This window comes from Pedobacter namyangjuensis, from assembly GCF_003313325.1.
GTDB lineage: Bacteria > Bacteroidota > Bacteroidia > Sphingobacteriales > Sphingobacteriaceae > Pedobacter > Pedobacter namyangjuensis.
Genome location: NZ_QMHQ01000003.1, coordinates 460,669 through 478,661 on the forward strand (window position 1 = coordinate 460,669; position 17,993 = coordinate 478,661).

Genomic DNA, 17,993 nt, shown 5'->3' on the forward strand with positions numbered 1-17,993 from the left:
CTATGCGTAATAAAAAACAAACACTTCTTTTAGTAGTTATTATAATTTTTCTTACCGGATGGATGCTAAAAGATACTTTTAGTCAATCTGGCGTTGAGGGTTTGAAGGGTGGTTTTAAGGAGGTTGCCCAATATAGAAATGAAAATAATACCGGCCCAATACAACGCATTTATGCAGTAACAGTTGCAGATACAGCAATTGCAGAATTAGTGGATTATGGGAATTTAATGCCTCATACCAAATATGGCAATACCAAAGTCTATTATTTTTTAGCCAAAGGCGATGTTCCGCTTACATTAACTCCCGGCGATATTAATTTCGAAGCAAAGTATAACGCCAATTGTTTTGCGCTATACGAGAAAAGCGCCATGGGAAATTTCGGCGTACTAAAACATCCCTTTAAATAAAACAAGCTAAACAAACGCAGAAAATCCGGTTATTGCTCTTCCAACTATCAGTGTATTAATTTCTTTAGTGCCTTCATAAGAATAAATTGCCTCAGCGTCGGCAACAAAACGAGCTACATTATATTCTAGCAATATTCCGTTTCCGCCCATAACTTCCCTTGCTTTGCTAACCACGTCTCGGGTACGTAAAGAACAAAAAACTTTTGCCAATGAAGCATGTTCATCTTTTAATAAACCTTGATCTTGTAACTGAGACAATCTGAAACACAACGTTTGCATCGCCGTTAAATTTGACAACATCTCTACCAAGTGATTTTGAATTAATTGAAACGACGCAATCGGTTTGCCGAATTGTTTTCTTGTTCGAGTGTAATCTAGCGCATTTTCATAAGCTCCACGAGCACAACCAACCGCTTGCCAAGCTACGCCGGCTCTAGTCATCTGTAGTACTTTGGCAGTGTCTTTAAATGAATTTGCATTTTGCAAACGGTCTACCTCTTCTACTTCGCAATTCGTTAATGTTATAATTCCATTTTGCACAATGCGCAAAGCCATTTTGTCTTGCATCTTTTCAACGGCAAAACCAGGGTTATCTTTTTTAACTATAAATCCCTTTACTTCTCCGTCGTCTTCACTTCTTGCCCAGATAACGAGAATGTCTGCAAAGGTTGCATTTCCAATCCACTTTTTTTGGCCATTCAAAATCCATTTATCACCAACTTTCTTGCACGTTGTTGTTAATCCACCTGCAGCCGCCGATCCTACTTCCGGTTCTGTTAAACCAAAAGCTCCTATAATTTTAAATTGTTGCATTAAGGGTAGCCACTTCTCTTTTTGCTCCTCTGATCCGCATAAATAGATAGAACCCATTGCTAAACCACTTTGTACACCGAAAAATGTTGATATTGAAGTGTCAATCCTAGCCATTTCCATAGCTAAAATTCCTTCCATTAAATTAGATTTACCGGGGCAGCCGTAACCTTTGTAGGTTAATCCGCAAATATTTAACTCAGCAAGCTTTGGTATTATTTCATGAGGAAATTCAGCCCTATTCCAATAGTGATTAACAATTGGCTTAACTTCTTTTTCTAGAAAAGCTCTAACTTTAAGTTGCAATTCGCGATCCTCGTCGTTTAAAGCCTCATCTCCTAAATGATAAAAATCGCCTTCAATTGGTGGCAACTCTTTCTTTTTACCTGAGCCACCCATCATTTTCATCATTCCTGAGATTTGTTTATCATCAAGACTAGAAATCGTTTCTACCATTTTTGGCAAATCAACTTTTTTAGACAATGCTTCTAACTTAGCAAAGTCTACATGTTTAAAAAGCTGATATGCATTTTTTAGAGCGGAAAATATATTTGCCATATTATTCGTTTTTAGAATAACAAAAAGCAAAGTGGTTTTGTTGGCTAGGAATAAGCCTTACAGCTGCAAATTATAAAGCGCACTTAGAATTATAGGGCAACGCAATCAATTCCGAGTAAATTATTTTAGGTCGAAAAGATTGTTTATGCCTAAAAGCTTCCTACTGGTAAAACCTTCGCCGTATTTTGCGCCAATATCTTTACCAAATTCTCTAGCTCTTCCAATAACAGATTCTAAAAATGCCGGTGTAGAAATATAGGTTTGGGGTTCATCCGTATTAGGACTGTCAAATTGAGTTTTAAAAGCCTTTATAGATTCTATTTTCGTATCCATATGCTCAGAAATATCTACAATGATATCCGGTTTAATATATCTATCTTGAATGTATTGCAAAACCAATCTTGGTCTCCACTCCGTTTGCGCTATTCCATCTAATTGCGTTTCAATTCTTCGCAAACCAGAAAGGAAAATGGCGTCGTTAGCTAAATCTCCCGCCCTACCATGATCTGGATGACGATCATGCAATGCATTGGTTAAAATTATTTCTGGTTGGTATTTGCGTACCATTTTTATCAGCTGCAATTGGTGTTCTTCATTATTTTGAAAAAAACCGTCTTTCATGCATAAGTTCTCACGGGCGTGCAAGCCTAAAATTTTAGCGGATGTAGCAGCTTCTTCGTCACGTATTTCGGCACTTCCTCTGGTACCTAGTTCACCTCTGGTAAAATCTACAATTCCAACTTTTTTGCCATCGGCTATGTGTTTTAAAATCGTTCCAGAACAACCTAACTCTGCATCATCTGGATGTACGGCAAAAACTAATATATCTAACTTCATGTATTTTTAATTTGGGAACGAGATTTTGAATTCAGAAAAAATATTCAGTCATTCAAATTTCACACACTATTTACTATCCAGCAAGCGCTGTACTTTCTTTTTAACTTTTGATGAATTAGGTTTAGTAAAAGAGTAAAAGTAATCTACTACTTCGCCATCAGCATTAATCAGATATTTATGAAAATTCCATTTTGGAGTGGAATTTAAATTACCGTTTAACTTTTTCTGACTTAAAAACTTGAACAAGGGATGAGCATGCTCGCCTCTAACCATAATTTTTTCGAACATAGGAAACTGAACGCCAAAATTCACTTCGCAAAATTCGTTTATCGCCGCTCCCTCTAAAGGCTCTTGTCTTCCAAAATCGTTTGATGGAAATCCCAAAACTTCAAAACCTTTTTCGGCATATTCTTCTCTTAATTCTTGCAACTCCTTTAGTTGTGGCGTAAAACCGCATCCAGAAGCTGTGTTTACAACCAAAAGCACCTTGCCTTTGTAATCAGACAATGTTTTCTCCTTTCCATTTAAAAGCTTAACCTTAAATGGATATATGTTTTTCGTAGAATTCATTTATTTTATTGATAATAACCCGAGCTTACAATAATAGACTCTATGTCTCTTTCTTGTGCCACATTATAGCCATTTTTTAAATTATGACCAACAACTCGTGCTACCAGTTGGTAAGAAAACGCTGCAAAACCGCCCTTGGTTTGCTTTACAATATCGTAAGTAGTGCGCCCAACCTCTCTATCAATTAATTTAGTTAAGATCTGTCCTTGGGTAATGGTTAACTCTTTGATTTCTGTGTTAAACATCTGTTTAATCTCAGCATCGCAAGCTTTAACTAATTTTTTTTGTGTTTTTTTGTCAGATACATTTGCCAAATCTCGCTCTAACTGCTCGTAACGTCTTTTTGCAAACTGCGCATAAGGCATTACTTTTAACACGTTATACCTTAACCTGTTAAATGCAGTTTGCTCTGCTGCAGAGCGAAATATGCGCTGACCATGTATTACAACTTCTTGAAGTCCTATCCAGGGAATCATGTAGCCATTATCATTATAAGAAGCTACGCGGATGGTGTCATTTTTGCCCAGCTTTGGCCATATAGGTTCAGCCCCGGTTTCTTGTGCATTTACTGCGTTAGAAACAAGTATGACAATTAACAGAATAAAGAAACGAGAATATTTCATAAATTTATGCCAATACAAAGTTACAGCTAATTTTATATATTCGTTTTTAACTATAACCGAATATAATCTTTTATAGCTGAAAATACTAAATTTTTACCTACAAAAAACAAATGAAGACTACTTTAGTAATTGATTTAGAGGCAGAAAAGCAAGAAATCCTAAAAAGATATCGGGCTTTGTTACGTGCATCTAAATCTACTTTACAACGCGGAGATAAAAAAGAGATACGTAAAGCTTTCGAAATGGCACTGGAAAGCCATAAAGATATGCGTCGTAAATCTGGCGAACCTTATATATACCACCCCATTGCCGTTGCGCAAATTGCTGCAGAAGAAATTGGTTTGGGTACAACTTCTATTGTATGTGCGTTATTGCACGATGTTGTAGAAGATACCGACATTACCCTTGAAGATATTGAGCGTGAGTTTGGCAAGAAAACGGCCAAAATTATTGATGGATTAACAAAAATATCTGGCGTTTTCGACTATAATAGCTCATTACAGGCAGAGAATTTTAGAAAAATGCTGTTAACCTTGGCAGATGATGTTAGGGTAATTTTAATAAAACTTGCAGATAGGTTGCATAACATGCGAACGATGGATTTTATGCCAAGGCAGAAGCAACTTAAAATTGCATCAGAAACTATCTATTTATATGCTCCGTTAGCGCACAGACTAGGGCTTTATGCCATTAAATCTGAGCTCGAGGATTTGTCCATGAAGTATTTGGAACCAGATACATATAAATACATCGCTAATCAGTTAAATGAAAAAAAAGCAGAGCGAAACTCCTTTATAAAAACATTTGTTGAGCCGATAAACGAAATTTTAGCCGAACAGGGCCTAATTGCCAATGTTTACGGCAGGCCAAAATCGATACATTCTATTTGGAATAAAATGAAAAAGAAAAGCATTCCTTTTGAAGAGGTTTACGATCTTTTTGCCATTAGAATTATTTTAGATAGTCTTCCGGAAAAAGAAAAAGCAGATTGTTGGAAAGCCTATAGCATTGTTACCGATTTATACCGACCAAATCCCGATAGGTTGAGAGATTGGGTTTCTTCTCCGAAAGGAAATGGATATGAATCTTTGCATACCACCGTTATGGGGCCAAAAGGGCAATGGGTTGAGGTGCAAATACGTACGCAACGGATGAACGAAATTGCGGAAAAAGGTTTTGCCGCACATTGGAAATATAAAGAATCTAGCAACGATAATGGTTTAGACCAGTGGATACAAAAAGTTAGAGAAATGTTAAGTAATCCTGAAGCCAACGCTTTAGATTTTCTTGACGACTTTAAAATGAACCTTTTCTCTGATGAAATTTTCATTTTTACCCCAAAAGGAGCTTTGCTACAATTGCCATTGGGCGCCACTGCACTAGATTTTGCTTTTGAAATACACACTGATGTTGGTGCAAAATGTATCGGCGCAAAGGTTAACCACAAATTGGTACCACTTTCTTATAAATTGCAAAACGGCGATCAGGTAGAGATTATCACCTCTGGTAAACAAACACCAAAAGAAGATTGGCTTAACATTGTTGTAACTGCTAAAGCTAAATCTAAAATCAAATCTTCGCTAAAAGAAGAAAAAAGAAAAGTTGCCGAATTAGGGAAAGAGATTTTAGAGCGTAAATTAAAATCGCTTAAAATCACTTACAATACAGATAACTTGAATAGGCTAACCTATTTTTTCAAACTTCAATCAACGCAAGATCTTTTTATCGGCGTTGCCGAAGGAAAAATCGAAGTGAAAGATTTAAGAGATTATCTAAGCAGTGAAAAAGAAATAGAAAATCGCAGTACTTTCCATGCTCCGGGAGAAGGACAGCATATTGAAGCCTTACTTAATAAGGTAAAAGGCCCAGAATCTGATATTTTATTAATTGGCGAAGATTTACAAAAAATCGATTACACTTTAGCTTCATGTTGCAATCCTATTCCTGGAGATGATGTTTTCGGTTTTGTTACCGTTAGCGAAGGCATAAAAATACACCGTACCAATTGCCCAAATGCAGCCCAGCTGATGGCAAATTACGGTTATAGAATTGTTAAGGCTAAATGGAACAGAGCGCAGGAATTAACTTTCTTAACCGGCCTTCGCATAGTGGGTATTGATGACGTTGGATTAATTAACAATATAACCAAAGTAATCTCTAACGATTTTAAGGTGAATATGCGATCTATTACCGTAGACACAAATGACGGAATTTTCGATGGCTCTATTAAGGTATTTGTAAATGACAAAGACCATTTAGATAACTTAATTAAAAACCTACTTGAAGTTAGGGGTGTAACAGGAGTAACAAGATTTGATGCCTAGTGACCTTTAATTATCTATTTTAAAAGAATTGCAATCTAACAACGTTTTAATAATAGTTAACAATCTTTACACTTTGTTAATTATTAATCGTTGTAATAACTTTAATCTGTGTAATCATTTATCTACCTTTGGAGAGGAGTTTAAAAACTATGTCTGAACACAATACTAGTGAGTTGGTTAGAAAAATATTCGAAGCCTACCTTGAAAATAAAAATTTAAGAAAAACCCCTGAGCGTTTCGCAATTTTAGAAGAAATATATTCTAGAGACGACCATTTCGACGTGGAGACACTTTACATCCACATGAAAAATCAAAAATATCGTGTAAGTAGAGCTACAGTTTACAACACATTGGAACTTTTGGTTTCTTGCGATTTAGTTACCAAACACCAGTTTGGTAAAAACATGGCACAGTTTGAGAAATCATACGGTTACCACCAGCACGATCATGTTATTTGCATAGATTGTGGCAAGGTGGTAGAATTCTGCGACCCGCGTATCCATCAAATCCAAAGCATGGTGGGCGATCTTTTAAAATTTGACATCAAGCATCATTCGCTAAATCTTTATGGCGTTTGTTTTGATTGTAGCGCTGCCGCTGCGATTAAATCTGTAGCTGCTACCAAAAAAAATGCAACAAACTAATTCAATCATATCCATTTCTATAAATTAAAATAATGACGCAAGTAGACGTACTGCTAGGCCTGCAATGGGGCGACGAGGGTAAAGGTAAAATAGTTGACGTGTTAAGTCCGAAATACGATTTAATTGCACGTTTTCAAGGCGGACCAAATGCTGGGCATACTTTAGAGTTCGACGGTAAAAAATTTGTTTTAAACACTATTCCATCAGGTATTTTTAACGAAAACATCATGAACTTAATTGGTAATGGTGTAGTTATCGACCCAATTATTTTAAAAAGAGAATTAGATAATTTAAAAACCGCAGGCCACGATCCTGTTGCTGCCGGCAAATTGGTGCTTGCTCGTAAAGCTCATTTAATTTTGCCAACGCATCAGTTATTAGATGCTGCAAATGAGCAAAAAATGGGTGCTGGTAAAATTGGTTCTACGTTAAAAGGTATTGGTCCAACTTACATGGATAAAACCGGACGTAACGGATTACGTGTTGGCGATACTACTTTACCAGACTTTAAAGAAAGATATACCAAACTTGTAGAAAAGCATAAAGAAATTCTTTCTCATTACGATTTCGAATACGACTTAACAGAAAAAGAAGCTGCGTTTTTTGAAGCTATTGAATTTATCAAAAACATCCCTCACGTAGATAGCGAGCACTTTGTTAATGGGTACCTAAAAGCAGGTAAAAAAGTTTTGGCAGAAGGTGCTCAAGGCACATTATTAGACGTTGATTTTGGTTCTTATCCATTTGTAACTTCATCTAACACTACTACTGCTGGAGCTTGTACCGGTTTAGGTATTGCACCTAATAAGGTTGGCGAAGTTTATGGTATTTTTAAAGCTTACTGTACACGTGTTGGTGGTGGACCCTTCCCTACTGAGTTAGATAATGAAGTTGGCGAAGAGTTGAGAAAAGTTGGACACGAATTTGGCGCAACTACAGGTCGTGCTCGTCGTTGTGGTTGGATTGACCTGCCGGCGTTAAAATATGCAATTATGCTTAACGGCGTAACTGAATTAATTATGATGAAGGCAGATGTTTTAGATGGTTTTGACACCATTTATGCTTGTACGCATTATGAGCATAACGGAGAAACTATCGATTATATGCCTTACGATATTATTTCTATCCAGCCTAAACCTGTTTTAAAAGCAATTGAAGGTTGGAAAACTGATTTAACTAAGATTACCGATAAAAGTCAGGTGCCTAGCCAAGTAACAGATTATATTGCATTTTTAGAAAAAGAATTAGAAGTGCCAATTAAATATCTATCTGTTGGACCAGACAGAACTCAAACTTTAGCATTGTAATTTATATTAAGCCATTATATCATCCCCTTGAAAATTATTTTCAAGGGGATTTTTATTTCCCTTAATTTTAAATATTTGACTTAATTTTGGCGAGTCTTTATGAATGTAGCTAACATCAATTTATTTAAACAAAAAGCTTTAAAATATGCCTCAAATTTCGATGCTTGCTGTTGTTTAGATTCTAATAATTATGCTGATCCTTATTCTCAATACGACTGTTTAATAGCATTTGGAGTAGATAATCAAATCACTGCACACGCTGGCCAGGCCTTCGCTAAACTTAAATCATTTTATGAGACTAACAAGACGTGGATGTTTGGCTTATTTAGTTACGAGCTTAAAGCCGAAACTGATGGTTTAAAAACATCAAAAACAGATCATTTAAATTTCCCAGATTTATTCTTTTTCGTACCTCAGTATTTAATCGCTTTAAAAGGCGAAAATGTTAACGTAATTATTGGAAACGAAGAAATTTTAGAGAATATTAAAAATCTTGCACTAAATGATGTCAGCCTACAAAGCCCTATTAAAATTGAAAGTAAATTAACGAAGGAAACTTATGTTGACATAATTAACTCTTTGCAAAAGCATATTGCCAGAGGCGATATTTACGAAATCAATTTTTGCCAGGAATTTTTTGCAGCAAATGCCGAAATAGATCCTCTAGCTGTTTACCATGCTTTAAATTTATTATCCCCTACTCCTTTTTCAGGCTTTTTTAAAATATTTGATAAATACATTTTATCGGCTACGCCGGAAAGATTTTTAGCCAAACGGGGCGAAAAAATTATATCTCAACCTATTAAAGGTACGGCTAAAAGAAGCGTAAACCTTGAGGAAGATGAGCGTATTAAAGATGATTTAAAAAACAGCGTTAAAGAGCAAGCAGAAAATGTTATGATTGTAGATTTAGTTAGAAACGACCTTACTAAAAGTGCGGTTAAAGGTTCTGTTAGGGTTGATGAACTTTTTGGTATTTATACTTTCCCCCAGGTGCATCAAATGATTTCGACGATAAGTTGCGAGCTAAATCCGGAAGTTCATTTTATTGACGCCATAAAAAATGCTTTTCCAATGGGATCCATGACTGGAGCTCCGAAAATTAAAGCAATGCAATTAATAGACGAGTACGAAAATGGCAACCGTGGTGCCTACTCAGGTTCATTTGGCTGTATTTCACCAGATGGTGATTTTGATTTTAATGTAATTATCCGAAGTATTTTATATAATAAAACTACTAAATACTTATCGTTTCAAGTTGGTGGCGCTATTACCTACGTAGCAAATGCCGAACAAGAATATGAGGAGTGTTTATTAAAAGCCTCGGCGATTATGAAAGTACTCGGCGATTCTTAAGTTGGAATCCGTATTAATTTAATTCTTTTAAATAAAAAAGGTGAAAAGTAATTTACTTTTCACCTTTAAGCCTTAACGTTTAAGTTTATTTTTTATAATATTTCATTGCTGCTGGCAAATCTCTTTGTATTTGTGCAATACGAGCTTCATCTGTAGGGTGAGTACTTAAAAAAGCAGGCGGTTTCTGTGCACTTGCACTAGCCTGTGCCATTCTTTGCCAAAAACCGATTGCAGTATTAGGATTATATCCTGCCATTGCCATAAAAGATAAACCCATTTTATCAGCTTCTAATTCTTGGCTTCTTCCGTATTTTAAAATGGTCAATTGTCCTCCTATGCCATAAGCTGCATTTATGTAATCCGCGTATTTTGAATTGCTACTCGCTACACCAACAGCAGCACCACCCACTTGTGCCAATTGCATTTGCGACGCTCTTTCTGCAGAGTGTTGTGCAATTGCATGAGCAATTTCGTGGCCCATTACAGTCGCCAAGCCTGCTTCGTCTTTAGTTACAGGCAAAATACCTGTGTAAATAGCAACTTTTCCACCAGGCATACACCAAGCGTTAATCTCCTTACTTTCAATCAAATTAAATTCCCATTTGTAGTTTCTAATTTGCTCACCAAAACCGTTCTGGTTCATGTACTGTGTTACTGCTGCTGAGATTTTTGCACCAACCCTTTTAACCATTTGTGTATTTGCAGAGTTAGTAGATACAACTTTTGTAGTTGGATCACTTAATAATTGCTGATAACCAATAGCCGCTTGCTGTTGCAAAGCGCTATCATCTACTAAGCTTAATCTGCTTCTTCCAGTTAATGGCACCGTAGAGCAAGACGATATTGCCAACAAACAAGTAGCAATACCCATTATCATCATTTTTTTCATCGATATTTTTTTTAGATAGTTTTTGTTCCTTTTTACAGATAACAAAACAAATAGCTTTTTGGTTCTATAAGCCTTGCTTCTTTTTAAACAGGTAAACTTTAGATTCTTTGCCTTTTAGTAATCGTTCGATATTTTTTTGATGCGTTACTAAAATCAGCACGCAAACACAAATACCGTATAATACCTCAGATTTTATGGACGACTGTAGCACAAACACCACACCTATAGGAAACGAGAAGCCAGCGCATATAGAGCTGAGCGAAACATATTTGGTTACCAATAGCACTACCACAAAAACAAGAACGCAAATTAACGCTGCCTGGTAGTTCACTGCCAAAACCATTCCAAAAAGTGTAGCTACCCCCTTTCCACCTCTAAAACCAGCAAATATTGGGAATAAGTGGCCCATTACCGCTATTACGCCAAGGGCAAGTTGGTAATTTACAAACTGTGTAGAATTTTGAGGTCCGGTAACAGATAAACCTATAAAAGCAGCTAACTGAGTTGCAGTAAAGCCTTTAAAAATATCTATAAACATTACCGCAATACCGGCCTTTTTACCTAGAACCCTAAAAGTATTGGTGGCACCTGCATTACCGCTACCATATTCTCTAACATCTATGCCGTAAAAAGCTTGTCCTAACCACACTGCCGAGGGAATAGAACCTAAGAGATAGGCGACAATTAGCGCTGAGAGTGAATAGATCGAAATCATGACCTACAATAATACTAAAAAAAACAGACTCAATTGGATAGAATTTAGGGATTAAAATGCTTTTAAACTAAGATCTAAACTTTTAACCGAGTGGGTTAAAGCCCCCATTGATATAAAATCGACACCGCAAGCTGCATAATCGGTAACATTTTCTTCAACAATACCGCCAGATGCTTCTGTAGTAAATCGACCATCAATAATATCAACGGCTTGTTTAAGTAGTGGCAGATCAAAGTTATCTAACATAATTCTATTTATGTTTCCAGTATCCAAAACTTCCTTCAGCTCTGTTAAATTTCTTACTTCTATTTCTATTTCTAAATTCTTCCCTGTTTCTTTAAGATAATTATTTGCAGCATTAATTGCATTGGCAATTCCTCCAGCGTAGTCTACATGATTATCTTTAATAAGAATCATATCGTACAAACCAATACGATGATTAACACCGCCACCAATTTTTACAGCCCACTTTTCTAAATACCTTAAACCGGGTGTTGTTTTACGGGTATCTAAAACTTGGGTTTTGTAAGGTTTAAGTGCAGTAACAATTCGATTAGTTTTGGTAGCAATACCGCTCATGCGTTGCATACAGTTTAATACCAATCGCTCTGCTAATAAAATTGAATGTGTAGATCCTTCTACCGTTAAGGCAATATCTCCATACTTTACCGAAGCGCCGTCTTCTATAAAAACGGTGGTTTTAAGACTGTTATCTATCTGATTAAAAATCTCAAGTGCAAGCTCAACACCTGCTAAAATACCATCTTCTTTAACAATTAATCTAGCTCTTCCTTGCGTACCTGCCGCAATAGTAGAAAGCGAAGTATGGTCGCCATCGCCAACATCTTCAGCAATAGCATTCTTAATAAAAAGGTCAATCAGTTGTTTGTTCAAAGCAGTATTTTTATTCAAAATTAACAAAATACTGCTAAAAAAGCTACTCTTTATCGGGTTCTATCCTTAACTCTGTGATTAAGAAATTGTTAGCCGGCTTTTTTACATTCATTGTAATAGTAACCCTAAACTTGCCGTTTTTAGTAGTTAAAGACAAAATACCTAAACGGTAATTTGGGTTATTACTGAGTTTATGAATGATGGCGGATTTTGATGGTGGATACTTTAAAAAAAAATCTTTTATTATCTGTTCAGACTGTGCTTTATTGTATACATCCTCCTGGTCAATAATTATTAATTCTACCGAGGGAGCAAAATGTTTGGCGATTTCTTTAGCATTACCGATTCTAAAATACGTAGCCAAATCATCAACAATTTCAACTTGAGGCGCATTTCTTGATGGTAAATGCAAAAGCAACAGCAATAACGCAAGTAAGGGTTTCATCATGTGTGTTGTAATACAGTTATTGCTACACTAAAATTATGCCACTTGTAAATCACATTGTGTAAAAACTTTACTTTAAACCCATTTTTTGGCTATATTTGTTCTAATTAATAGACAGAAATCGAGTGGCCTTTTATACTAAAAGCCAAAATAAAATTGAATTTAATGAAAGCTAAAAAAGTTGTATTGCTGATACTAGATGGTTGGGGTTACGGAAAAAAAGATAAATCTGACGCTGCTTACGCTGCAAACACTCCCTTTTTTGATTCAATGTTAAAACATTACCCAAACTCTAAACTAGAAGCATCTGGAGAGGCTGTTGGCTTACCTGCCGGACAAATGGGAAACTCTGAAGTGGGGCACATGAATTTAGGAGCTGGAAGAGTTGTTTACCAAGAATTGGGCAGAATCAACAAAGCTATTTCTGACAGAACTTTGCACAACAACGAAGTATTGGTAAACGCATTCAACTACGCAAAAGACAACAATAAAGCTGTTCATTTTATCGGTTTGGTATCTAACGGTGGCGTACACGCACATGTAGAGCACTTAAAAGCATTATGCGATGCAGCAACTGAAAATGGTTTGAAAGATGTTTTCGTTCATGCGTTTTTAGATGGACGCGATACAGACCCAAATTCGGGTTTAGGTTTTGTTAAGGATTTAGAAAATTATCTAAAAAATACTACCGCAAAAATTGCCAGCTTAGTTGGAAGGTATTTTGCTATGGATAGAGATAATCGTTGGGAAAGAGTTAGCCAAGCTTACAACGTAATGGTTAAAGGAATTGGCGTAAAAGCCAAAAATGCTGATGAAGCAATTCAAAAATCTTACAACGAAGGCGTAACCGATGAGTTTACCCAACCAATTGTAATTACGGATGAAGGCGGGAACCCTACGGCAACTATTAAACCTGGCGATGTGGTAATTTGCTTTAATTACAGAACAGATAGAGGTAGGGAAATTACATCGGCTTTATGCCAAACAGACTACCTAGATTTTGGTATGGAAAAATTGCCTTTATACTATGTAACCATGACTACTTACGACGAAAGTTTTAATGGCGTTAATGTAGTATTTACAAAAGACGATTTATCAAATACACTTGGCGAAGTTTTAGAAGCTAATCACAAAAATCAAATACGCATTGCGGAAACAGAAAAATACCCGCATGTTACGTTTTTCTTTTCTGGAGGAAGAGAAAAGGAATTTGAAAACGAAAAAAGAATTTTAGTTCCTTCGCCAAAAGTTGCAACTTACGATTTGCAACCTGAAATGAGCGCTGCCGGAATTACCGAAGCCATAACTAAGGAGTTAGCTTCTGGATGGCCAGATTTTGTATGCCTAAATTTTGCTAATCCAGACATGGTTGGACATACGGGAGTGTTTGAGGCAGTGGTTAAAGCAGTAGAAACTGCAGATGCTTGTGCAGAAAAAGTTGTTAACGCGGGTTTAGCGAATGGTTATTCGTTTATCATTCTTGCAGATCATGGCAATTCTGAATACATGATTAACAATGATGGATCGGTAAATACAGCGCATACTACCAACTTGGTGCCATGCATTTTAATTGATGATGATTACAAAACTGTTGCTGATGGAAAATTAGGAGATGTTGCGCCAACGGTATTAAAAATAATGGGTATCCAAATTCCAGAGATTATGACTGGTGATTGTTTAGTATAATGAAGAAAACTGCCTCTGTTATACTCATATCTTTGCTTTTCGGTTGTGGCACTACAACCGAAAAAATGGCTAATGACACGAATTATTTCGACTTAAGCGGATATTTTTCAAATGAGGCAGATAGGCTGACAAAGGAAAATCCATCAGTTGCTAAAACGGTTTTTATTAATGGCAAAGCCGAAGAAAAAACAGTAAAAATTGCAGATTGGGTAAACGAATTGCAAAGTTTTAGTAGCTCCGATATTAACAAAGCTTCTTGGAGAGGAGAATTTACGGCTCTACAGAATGACAGCACTAAAACTTACACTTCTAATAGCGCTAAAATTCCAGTTAAATCTGTGTTTGTTAAACTTGTAAATACCAAGCCTGTTTTTATACAGATAATTTTAAAAAACGAAAATACATTATATAATTCTCACGATACGCTAACGTACGTACCAAATGATTTTTATAGCATCGTAAAATCGCAGAAAATAAAATTGATGGAGCAGAAGAATTATAAGGTGATCGGAAAATTTAATTAAAAGAAAATCCCCAAACTAAACAGTTGTGGGGATTTTTCTTTTTCTCCATTGACTAACCAATAGGGATCGAGAGGCATTACATTAATTCACGGTGCTTTCATCTAAATTGAAATCTAGTACGAAGCTTATATCGGTATTTAGAATAATAATGAAGTAGTAATTTAGTTTCATAGGGTTCGGTTTAAATTTGTGAAGAAATAGATATATAGCAGATGTTGATGTTTGTTATTCATAACCAATACATTTTTAATAGCTCATCTCAAATTTCGTCAAGAATCTATTGCTAAGCGATTTTTAGAGGTGGACAAATAGGTGGACAAACATCTAGCGGATTTACAATGAGTTAAACGAGAGCCTTCTAAATAATGCATTCTGGCAGTTAAAATCTTCCACGAATATTTAGCTCAAAACTACCATTGCTATAGCTCGTGAGTGCTGATGTTTGCGTAGTATAAAACCCGTTAATTAAGAACCTTTTTCTATAGTCCAATCCTAAACCAAAACTTGCTGATTTATTACTGTGATACATACCTGTTAGGTTAACTTGCTTGTTCGCTAAAGAAAGCTGTGTGCCAAAATCCCACATGTTATCCATGCCTTTAATCCCTCTATACGCAAACTTTGGTTCCAAATCAATTCCTTCAGTACCTGTAGATAAATCTATTTTATAACTTACAGCTGCATAAAAAGTGCCCACATCTGCTACCCTAATTTCATCTCGCTTAGTAAAGGTGTTCAGGTTAGGTAATGATGCTTCAAATCTAAACTGATTAGAGGTGTAACCTAGCCCGAAATCTCCATCAATGTAAGTTTGTCGTTGGTTATAGTTCATCGCAAGCGGATCATTTACATTACCTACTATATCTTGCTGAGATAGCCTTTGTTGCATAAAACCTACAGATAAACCAAAGTGTAAAGCTTTATCCGTATCGTTAAGTTTAAGATGGTAAGCATAAGTACCCACCACACGAGATTGCCGTTGCAAACCGGCTTTGTCAAAGTTTATATTTAGTCCTATACCCACTTTCTCTGTGCCATAGTCGGCTGTTAAATTTTGCACTACCGGAGATCCGGGTATCCTTGTCCACTGTGCCCGGTAGGATGCATTGATATTTAACCCTTGATTGTAGCCAGCAAACGCAGGGTTTGCTAAATAAGTATTTGTATAATACTGAGCCGTTAGCGGATTTAATTGCGCAAACGAAGCTTTAATACTAAAAAGTACCAAACAAATGATGTAAGCTATTTTATTTTTCATTTTCTTTTATCGTAAATGATGATTATTTTTTGAGAACGTTTCAATTTTTTATTCTCTCACAATAGTGATAAAACCTTTCTGTTTTAGTCTGTCTGTGCCGAAATCAATGATGTAGTAATAAGTATTTTCGGCCAAAGGGGTGCCGTTTAAAGTGCCATCCCAATTATTTTTATATCCCTTTTGGGTAAATAATAACCTGCCTGCCCTATCGAATATGGTTACAACACTATTCGGATACATATCTATATTATCAACTATCCAAAAGTCATTTATTCCATCGCCGTTTGGCGTCAAAATATTAGTTGCTTTAACTGCCTGAAAATCCTCCCTAACTTCTACCGTATAACTTACCGTTTCAACACAACCCGAACCGTTTGAAACATTGACTGCATAAGTAGTTGTAACAGTTGGCCTAACAGTTAAAACTGCAGAATTTAGACCTGTAATTATGCTATTGACATTACTCCATGAGTATGTTGTACCGCCACTTGCTGTTAAAATTACAGTTTCGCCTTTGCTAACACTCGCAACTTTGTTGCTAATAATTTGCGCATTAAGCTTGGCAAAAATGGTTAAGTTTCCATTAATATAGTTGAGGGTATAGTTGTTAGCTGTACTGCCTCTTGCCGTTATTAGGTAACTTCCTGCCACAGACGAACTAGTAGCGTTTGTAGTGATAATTGGCTTTGAAAGCAAATTTTCTTCTGTTTCTCCGTTTACAAAACCGCTATAGGTAATCGCAAAGCTGGGCAAATTACTACCTTGGCACATAGATGAGTTATTGACATTTACAGTTAGCAATACTTTTTGTATATCCAATTTTGCATATAGACTTAAGTCTTGGTAGTTTGCGCCACCGTTAATGTTTGCAGTAACCTGATAAACGCCTGCATCAGTTTTAACATTATCCGTATAACTTACCGTTGCGCCTGTTGGTAAAACACCATTTAGGCTTAATGATTTTGCTGTTCCATCATAAACAAAACTGCCATCCGCAAAGCTGATGCCTGCAATAACACCTTTGGTAACGGTTAAAGTTGCTGTTAATATTTGGTCCTGGTAATTGTTACCCCCGTTAATGTTTGCAGTAACCGGATAAACGCCTGCATCAGTTTTAGCGTTATTCGTATAACTTACCGTTGCGCCTGTTGGTAAAACACCATTTAGGCTTAATGATTTTGCTGTTCCATCATAAACAAAACTGCCATCCGCAAAGCTGATGCCTGCAATAACACCTTTGGTAACGGTTAAAGTTGCTGTTAATATTTGGTTCTGGTAATTGCTACCCCCGTTAATGTTTGCAGTAACCGTGTAAACGCCTGCATCAGTTTTAGCGTTATCCGTATAACTTACCGTTGCGCCTGTTGGTAAAATACCATTTAGGCTTAATGATTTGGCTGTTCCATCGTAAACAAAACTGTTAGGGGTAAATGTGATGCCCAAAATTAATGCCTTGGTAATGGTTAAGTCAGCTTTCAATACCAAATCTTGATAATTACTGCCTGAAATCGTTGCGGTTACTTCTTCAACACCTACATTGGTTAGACTGTTGTTTGAATAAACAACATTAGTTCCCGTTGGTAATACTCCTGTTATCGCCAGTGATTTTGCTGTTCCATCATAAACAAAACTATTAGCGGTAAATGTGATGCCTGCAATAACACCTTTGGTAATGGTTAAATCGGCTTTCAATACCAAATCTTGATAATTACTGCCTGAAACCGTTGCGGTTACTTCTTCAACACCTACATTGGTTAGACTATTATTTGCATAAACGACACTAGTTCCCGTTGGTAATGCGCCAGTTATAGCCAGTGATTTTGCTGTCCCATCATAAACAAAACTGTTAGCGGCAAATGTGATGCCTGCAATAACACCTTTGGTAATGGTTAAGTCGCCTTTCAATACCAAATCTTGATAATTACTGCCTGAAACCGTTGCGGTTACTTCTTCAACACCTACATTGGTTAGACTATTATTTGCATAAACGACACTAGTTCCCGTTGGTAATGCGCCAGTTATAGCCAGTGATTTTGCTGTCCCATCATAAACAAAACTGTTAGCGGCAAATGTGACGCCCGAAATTAATGCTTTAGTAATGGTTAAGTCGGCTTTCAACACCAAATCTTGATAATTACTGCCTGAA

At 36.4% G+C, this 17,993-nt stretch carries 17 protein-coding genes; 7 read left to right on the forward strand and 10 right to left on the reverse strand.

Annotated elements, in window-relative coordinates; all coding sequences use genetic code 11:
* The first annotated feature begins 2 nt into the window (after positions 1-2).
* Positions 3-407, forward strand: coding sequence for a hypothetical protein (locus DUT69_RS13820; protein ID WP_113654188.1), 405 nt, complete (start codon positions 3-5; stop codon positions 405-407).
* Positions 408-413: 6 nt separating this feature from the next.
* Here DUT69_RS13820 and DUT69_RS13825 read toward each other — a convergent pair whose 3' ends face one another.
* From DUT69_RS13825 to DUT69_RS13840, 4 genes are all read right to left on the reverse strand, one after another.
* Positions 414-1,775, reverse strand: a complete 1,362-nt coding sequence (locus DUT69_RS13825; protein WP_113653837.1) for an acyl-CoA dehydrogenase family protein — start codon at positions 1,773-1,775, stop codon at positions 414-416.
* 120 nt (positions 1,776-1,895) lie between these two features.
* Entirely contained in the window at positions 1,896-2,612 is a 717-nt protein-coding gene (bshB1, locus tag DUT69_RS13830; RefSeq protein ID WP_113653838.1) for a bacillithiol biosynthesis deacetylase BshB1, read from the reverse strand.
* Between the two features lie 66 nt (positions 2,613-2,678).
* Positions 2,679-3,182 (reverse strand): glutathione peroxidase, encoded by a 504-nt coding sequence (locus DUT69_RS13835; RefSeq protein ID WP_113653839.1) that lies wholly within the window; start codon positions 3,180-3,182, stop codon positions 2,679-2,681.
* Positions 3,183-3,187: 5 nt separating this feature from the next.
* Positions 3,188-3,805: a DUF4294 domain-containing protein gene (locus tag DUT69_RS13840; RefSeq protein WP_113653840.1), complete on the reverse strand. Its 618-nt coding sequence runs from the start codon at positions 3,803-3,805 to the stop codon at positions 3,188-3,190.
* 110 nt (positions 3,806-3,915) lie between these two features.
* On the opposite strand from DUT69_RS13840, the gene DUT69_RS13845 reads away from it, so the two are divergent.
* From DUT69_RS13845 to DUT69_RS13860, 4 genes are all read left to right on the forward strand, one after another.
* The gene (locus tag DUT69_RS13845; RefSeq protein WP_113653841.1) at positions 3,916-6,129 is read left to right on the forward strand and encodes a RelA/SpoT family protein; all 2,214 of its coding nucleotides are present in this window, start codon (positions 3,916-3,918) and stop codon (positions 6,127-6,129) included.
* A gap of 149 nt (positions 6,130-6,278) precedes the next feature.
* Entirely contained in the window at positions 6,279-6,773 is a 495-nt protein-coding gene (locus tag DUT69_RS13850) for a Fur family transcriptional regulator (RefSeq protein WP_113653842.1), read from the forward strand.
* A gap of 32 nt (positions 6,774-6,805) precedes the next feature.
* Positions 6,806-8,080: an adenylosuccinate synthase gene (locus tag DUT69_RS13855; RefSeq protein WP_113653843.1), complete on the forward strand. Its 1,275-nt coding sequence runs from the start codon at positions 6,806-6,808 to the stop codon at positions 8,078-8,080.
* Between the two features lie 99 nt (positions 8,081-8,179).
* The gene (locus tag DUT69_RS13860; protein WP_113653844.1) at positions 8,180-9,436 is read left to right on the forward strand and encodes an anthranilate synthase component I family protein; all 1,257 of its coding nucleotides are present in this window, start codon (positions 8,180-8,182) and stop codon (positions 9,434-9,436) included.
* A gap of 85 nt (positions 9,437-9,521) precedes the next feature.
* On the opposite strand, the gene DUT69_RS13865 is transcribed toward DUT69_RS13860, so the two are convergent.
* The 4 genes from DUT69_RS13865 to DUT69_RS13880 form a co-directional block, all read right to left on the reverse strand.
* Positions 9,522-10,325 carry a M48 family metallopeptidase gene (locus DUT69_RS13865; protein WP_113654189.1) on the reverse strand — a complete coding sequence of 268 codons (804 nt, stop codon included), beginning with the start codon at positions 10,323-10,325 and terminating at the stop codon, positions 9,522-9,524.
* Between the two features lie 64 nt (positions 10,326-10,389).
* Positions 10,390-11,040, reverse strand: coding sequence for a glycerol-3-phosphate 1-O-acyltransferase PlsY (gene plsY, locus DUT69_RS13870; RefSeq protein ID WP_113653845.1), 651 nt, complete (start codon positions 11,038-11,040; stop codon positions 10,390-10,392).
* 51 nt (positions 11,041-11,091) lie between these two features.
* The gene (gene nadC / locus DUT69_RS13875) at positions 11,092-11,934 is read right to left on the reverse strand and encodes a carboxylating nicotinate-nucleotide diphosphorylase (protein WP_113654190.1); all 843 of its coding nucleotides are present in this window, start codon (positions 11,932-11,934) and stop codon (positions 11,092-11,094) included.
* Between the two features lie 43 nt (positions 11,935-11,977).
* Entirely contained in the window at positions 11,978-12,382 is a 405-nt protein-coding gene (locus tag DUT69_RS13880; protein ID WP_240186723.1) for a DUF4783 domain-containing protein, read from the reverse strand.
* Positions 12,383-12,544: 162 nt separating this feature from the next.
* Between DUT69_RS13880 and gpmI the strand changes: the two genes are divergently transcribed.
* Both gpmI and DUT69_RS13890 read left to right on the forward strand, forming a co-directional pair.
* On the forward strand, positions 12,545-14,065 hold the full coding sequence (gene gpmI, locus DUT69_RS13885) for a 2,3-bisphosphoglycerate-independent phosphoglycerate mutase (protein ID WP_113653847.1): 1,521 nt from the start codon (positions 12,545-12,547) through the stop codon (positions 14,063-14,065).
* Complete coding sequence (locus DUT69_RS13890; RefSeq protein ID WP_113653848.1) at positions 14,065-14,589, forward strand: hypothetical protein; 525 nt, start codon at positions 14,065-14,067, stop codon at positions 14,587-14,589. Before gpmI ends, DUT69_RS13890 begins: the two co-directional genes overlap by 1 nt.
* Before the next feature lie 379 nt (positions 14,590-14,968).
* Here the strand turns inward: DUT69_RS13890 and DUT69_RS13895 are convergent, their stop codons facing one another.
* Positions 14,969-15,847, reverse strand: a complete 879-nt coding sequence (locus DUT69_RS13895; RefSeq protein ID WP_113653849.1) for a PorP/SprF family type IX secretion system membrane protein — start codon at positions 15,845-15,847, stop codon at positions 14,969-14,971.
* A gap of 48 nt (positions 15,848-15,895) precedes the next feature.
* Positions 15,896-17,993 (reverse strand): T9SS type B sorting domain-containing protein (locus DUT69_RS13900; RefSeq protein ID WP_162796318.1); only part of this gene is annotated, 2,098 nt, incomplete at its 5' end.